Source organism: Streptomyces sp. NPDC058662 (assembly GCF_042716255.1).
Lineage (GTDB): Bacteria > Actinomycetota > Actinomycetes > Streptomycetales > Streptomycetaceae > Streptomyces.
The window spans coordinates 1-3,841 of sequence record NZ_JBHXRU010000195.1; the positions used below are offsets into that span (position 1 = coordinate 1).

Here is a 3,841-nt window from a genome sequence, read left to right on the forward strand (position 1 = left end):
GGCCCGCCGCCCGGGTGCTCCGGGTGGTGCGCGCGGCCGTCCTGCGCTCGGCGGCCGTCCTCGCCCTCCTCGCCGTCTGGGAGGCCGCGCCGCGGCTGGGCCTGGTCGACGCCACCTTCCTGCCGCCGTTCAGCGAGGTCGCCGTCGCCTGGTGGGAGCTGCTGGGCGACGGCCGGCTGGGCGAGCACGCCCGAGCCAGCCTCGTCCGCTCCTTCGGCGGCTTCGGGATCGCCGTCGCCGTCGCCGTCCCGCTCGGTTTGCTCATCGGCTGGTACCGCCCGGTGGCGGCGCTGCTCGGCCCGCTGCTGGAGGTGTTCCGCAACACCGCCGCCCTCGCGCTGCTGCCGGTCTTCGTGCTGCTGCTCGGCATCGGCGAGACCTCGAAGATCTCGATCGTGGTCTACGCCTGCGTCTGGCCGATCCTGCTGAACACCATCAGCGCCGTCAGCAACGCCGACCCCACGCTCGTCAAACTGGCCCGCTCGATGGACCTGTCCACCCCGAGGCTCTTCCAGAAGGTGATCCTGCCGTCCTCGGTGCCGGCCGTCTTCACGGGCATCCGCCTCGCCGGCGCCGTCTCCATCCTCGTGCTGGTGGCTGCCGAGATGATCGGCGCCAAGGCGGGACTCGGCTACCTGATCAACGCCTCGCAGTTCAACTTCGCGATCCCGCAGATGTACGCGGGCATCGTCACGATCTCCGCCATCGGCGTGGCCTTCAACCAGCTGCTGGTCGGGGTGGAACGCCGCCTCAGCCTCTGGCGCGTACCGGCCTGACGCCCGTCCGCCGCCGCGCCCCGCTCCGTACGACACCCGAGGAACAGCCATGACCGCTCCCCGCACCCTCCACCTCAACGCCTTCCTGATGAACGCCGGACACCACGACGCCGCGTGGCGCCACCCGGACAGCACCCCCGAACGCGTCACCGACCTGCGGTACTTCCAGGAACTGGCCCGCACCGCCGAACGCGGGCGACTCGACTCCATCTTCTTCGCCGACGGGCTCGCCCTGTGGGGCAAGGCCCGCTACAACGCCCTCGGCGGCTTCGAGCCCCTCACCCTGCTCTCGGCCATCGCCGCCGTCACCGAGCACATCGGGCTCATCGCCACCGTCTCGACCACCTTCAACGAGCCCTTCCACACCGCCCGCAAGTTCGCCTCCCTCGACCACCTCAGCGGCGGCCGGGCCGGCTGGAACATCGTCACCTCGGGCACGCTCGACGAGGCCCGCAACTTCAACCGGGAGGAGCACCTGGAGCACCGCCTGCGCTACGACCGCGCCCGCGAGTTCCTGGACGTCGCCACCAAGCTGTGGGACAGCTGGGAGGACGACGCGATCGTCCTCGACAAGGAGCGCGGGGTCTACGCCGACACCGACAAGCTCCATCCGGCCGCCCACCGCGGCGAGTACTTCGGCGTGGCCGGCCCACTCAACGTGCCGCGCTCCCCGCAGGGCCGCCCGCTGCTCGTGCAGGCCGGCTCCTCCGAGGACGGCAAGGAGTTCGCCGCCCGGTACGCCGAGGCCGTGTTCACCGCACAGCAGACCCTCGCCGACGGCCAGGCCTTCTACAAGGACCTGAAGTCCCGCCTCGGCGCGTACGGCCGGGCCGAGCGGGACCTGCTCGTGCTGCCGGGCATCGCCCCCGTCATCGGCGCCACGGAGGCGGCGGCGAAGGCCCTGGAGCAGCAGCTCACCGACCTCCAGGTGCCGGAGTACGGCCTCGCGCAGCTGTCGGGCATGCTCGGCGTCGACCTGAGCGGTCTGCCCCTCGACGGTCCGCTGCCCGAACTGCCGCAGGAGCGGGACATCAACGGCAACAAGAGCCGCTTCACGCTCGTGGCCGAACTGGCCCGGCGCGACGGCCTCACGCTGCGCGAACTGATCGCCCGGCTCGGGGCCGGCCGCGGCCACCGGGTCGTCGCCGGTACCCCCGAGCAGATCGCCGACCAGCTGGAGGAGTGGTTCACCCGGGGAGCCGCGGACGGCTTCAACATCATGGCGCCCGTCCTGCCCAGCGGCCTCACCGACTTCGTCGACCACGTGGTGCCGATCCTGCAGCGGCGCGGGCTGTTCCGCACCGAGTACGCCGGCCGCACCCTGCGCGAGAACTACGGACTGCCCCGCCCCGCCAACCGGTACGCCACGGCGGGCGCCTGAGCGCTCGCGCCGGGTTCAGGCAGGCAGCGTGTTGCGGTGCGAGCGCCGCCGGGCCGCGCTGAAGAGCGCCTGGATCTGCGCGCCCGACTGCTCGACGTCGTCCAGCGGGGAGGGGAAGGGCAGGCGCACGTCGTGGTGCCCGCGCCGCTCCTCCAGCCGCAGGGTGATCCCGTACCGGTCCAGGGCGAGGGGCAGCGCGCGGACCACGGCCGTGGCGGGCAGCGGCTCGACCAGGCGCAGCAGCAGGGTGACGAGGTCGCTGTGGTCGTCGAGGAGGTGGGTGAGCATGCCCGCCTCGTACCCGGCCAGGGGGTCGGGGCAGGCGGCGTCCAGCTCCTCCAGGCCGACGGACGCGAAGCCGTCGTCCGTCTCCAGGACGGCCTCCTCGAACTCCACGCAGGTGCTGCGGCCGGTCTCGGCCGCCGCGCCCGGCCCGGCCGCGAAGTCGGCGCCGGTGTCCGCGTACGGGGTGAGCAGGCGTCCCAGGACGGTCACGCGGGCGCGCACCCGGTCGCGCACGGGGGTGGGGGCGATGTCGGTGAACTCCAGCCGGATCGCGGGTCGGTCCCCGCTCCGCGGGGCGGGCGGCAGGCCGGCGGCGGGGTCGGCCGGGTGCAGGTGGAGGCCGCCCAGGACGTCGGTGCCGTCGAGGTGGCGGACCTCGGTGCGCAGGCCGTCGGTGACCACGGTCATGGAATGGGCGGCGGCCAGGATCGAGCGGACCCGCTCGGCGGCGGTGGGCCGGTCGGCCGGGGTGGCGGGTGCACCGGACGTGCGCATGCGGATCTCTCCATCGTCCCTTGAGGGCTGTGGGCCAGGCTTTAAGTTAGGCATGCCTAACCTAACCTATCTCCGCTCCTCGGAGTAGTCCGCGCGGCTCGTGTCGCTGTTGGGCTGAACGGGTGAAACGCGAGAGGATGGGGGGATGCACATGAAGCGCGCGGCCGAGGCGGCCCTGTGAGCAGGTACGACGTCACCGATGAACAGTGGGAGGGGCTCGCGCAGGTGGTGCCGCTGCGCAGCCGCAACGAGTGGCCCTCCCGGGTGGACCACCGCACGATCCCCAAGCCCGGCGCGTCGGCGGCGGAGCAGCGGCGCTTCGTCGTGATCCGGGTGCAGATCTTCGCGGACGCGCGGGAGGTGGCCGAGTACCTGATCGCGCAGATCCCGGTCCTGCTCGACCTCACCGGCGCCGACAGCGAAGTGGCCAAGCGGATCCTCGACTTCAGCAGCGGCGTGGTCTTCGGGCTGGGCAGTGGAATGCACCGGGTCGACCGGAACGTCTTCCTGCTGGCCCCGGTCGGGACCGAGGTCGAGGGCATCGCGGCCGCGGCCGTCCCCCGATCGTAGGAAGACCGCCGCGAGGGAACGGTTCGCCGTGCCCGCGGGGGGCCGGGCGGCCCGTACCGTCCGGCGCATGGACGCCACCCTCGACGCACCGACCCCCGCCCCCGCGCTCGACCCCGCCCCGCCCGCGGCGGCGCCGGGTCGCACCCACGCCCCCGCCCCGGCCCGAGCCCTGCCGCACGGCACCTCCGCGCCCGATCCCGGCCGAACCGCCCCGACCGGCGGCGTTTTAGGGGCCGTTCCGCCCGAGCGCGGGCCCGGTCCGGCAGCGGGCGGCGGCGCGGTCGCGGCCCCGGCCCGCCCGCCGGGCCCCGTACGGGCCGAGGAGGTCGCGCCG

The 3,841-nt window shown here is 73.7% G+C and carries 4 protein-coding genes and 1 pseudogene; 4 read left to right on the top strand and 1 reads right to left on the bottom strand.

Annotation, left to right across the window (positions count from 1 at the left end):
- The first annotated feature begins 14 nt into the window (after nucleotides 1-14).
- Together ACFWUQ_RS31235 and ACFWUQ_RS31240 are read left to right on the top strand one after the other, a co-directional pair.
- Nucleotides 15-776, top strand: coding sequence for an ABC transporter permease (locus ACFWUQ_RS31235; RefSeq protein WP_384544759.1), 762 nt, complete (start codon nucleotides 15-17; stop codon nucleotides 774-776).
- Between the two features lie 49 nt (nucleotides 777-825).
- On the top strand, nucleotides 826-2,157 hold the full coding sequence (locus ACFWUQ_RS31240) for an LLM class flavin-dependent oxidoreductase (RefSeq protein WP_384544753.1): 1,332 nt from the start codon (nucleotides 826-828) through the stop codon (nucleotides 2,155-2,157).
- Between the two features lie 15 nt (nucleotides 2,158-2,172).
- Here the strand turns inward: ACFWUQ_RS31240 and ACFWUQ_RS31245 are convergent, their stop codons facing one another.
- Nucleotides 2,173-2,937 carry a DUF2470 domain-containing protein gene (locus ACFWUQ_RS31245; protein WP_384544755.1) on the bottom strand — a complete coding sequence of 255 codons (765 nt, stop codon included), beginning with the start codon at nucleotides 2,935-2,937 and terminating at the stop codon, nucleotides 2,173-2,175.
- 177 nt (nucleotides 2,938-3,114) lie between these two features.
- Between ACFWUQ_RS31245 and ACFWUQ_RS31250 the strand changes: the two genes are divergently transcribed.
- Nucleotides 3,115-3,507, top strand: a complete 393-nt coding sequence (locus tag ACFWUQ_RS31250) for a cell division protein SepF (protein ID WP_384544757.1) — start codon at nucleotides 3,115-3,117, stop codon at nucleotides 3,505-3,507.
- Between the two features lie 67 nt (nucleotides 3,508-3,574).
- Nucleotides 3,575-3,841: pseudogene (locus tag ACFWUQ_RS31255) on the top strand (hypothetical protein); the annotation flags it as partial.

Excerpts from the sequence above, each read along its gene's own strand:
- ACFWUQ_RS31240 (WP_384544753.1), top strand. The coding sequence starts at position 826 with ATGACCGCTCCCCGCACCCTCCACCTCAACGCCTTCCTGATGAACGCC.
- ACFWUQ_RS31245 (WP_384544755.1), bottom strand. The coding sequence starts at position 2,937 with ATGCGCACGTCCGGTGCACCCGCCACCCCGGCCGACCGGCCCACCGCC.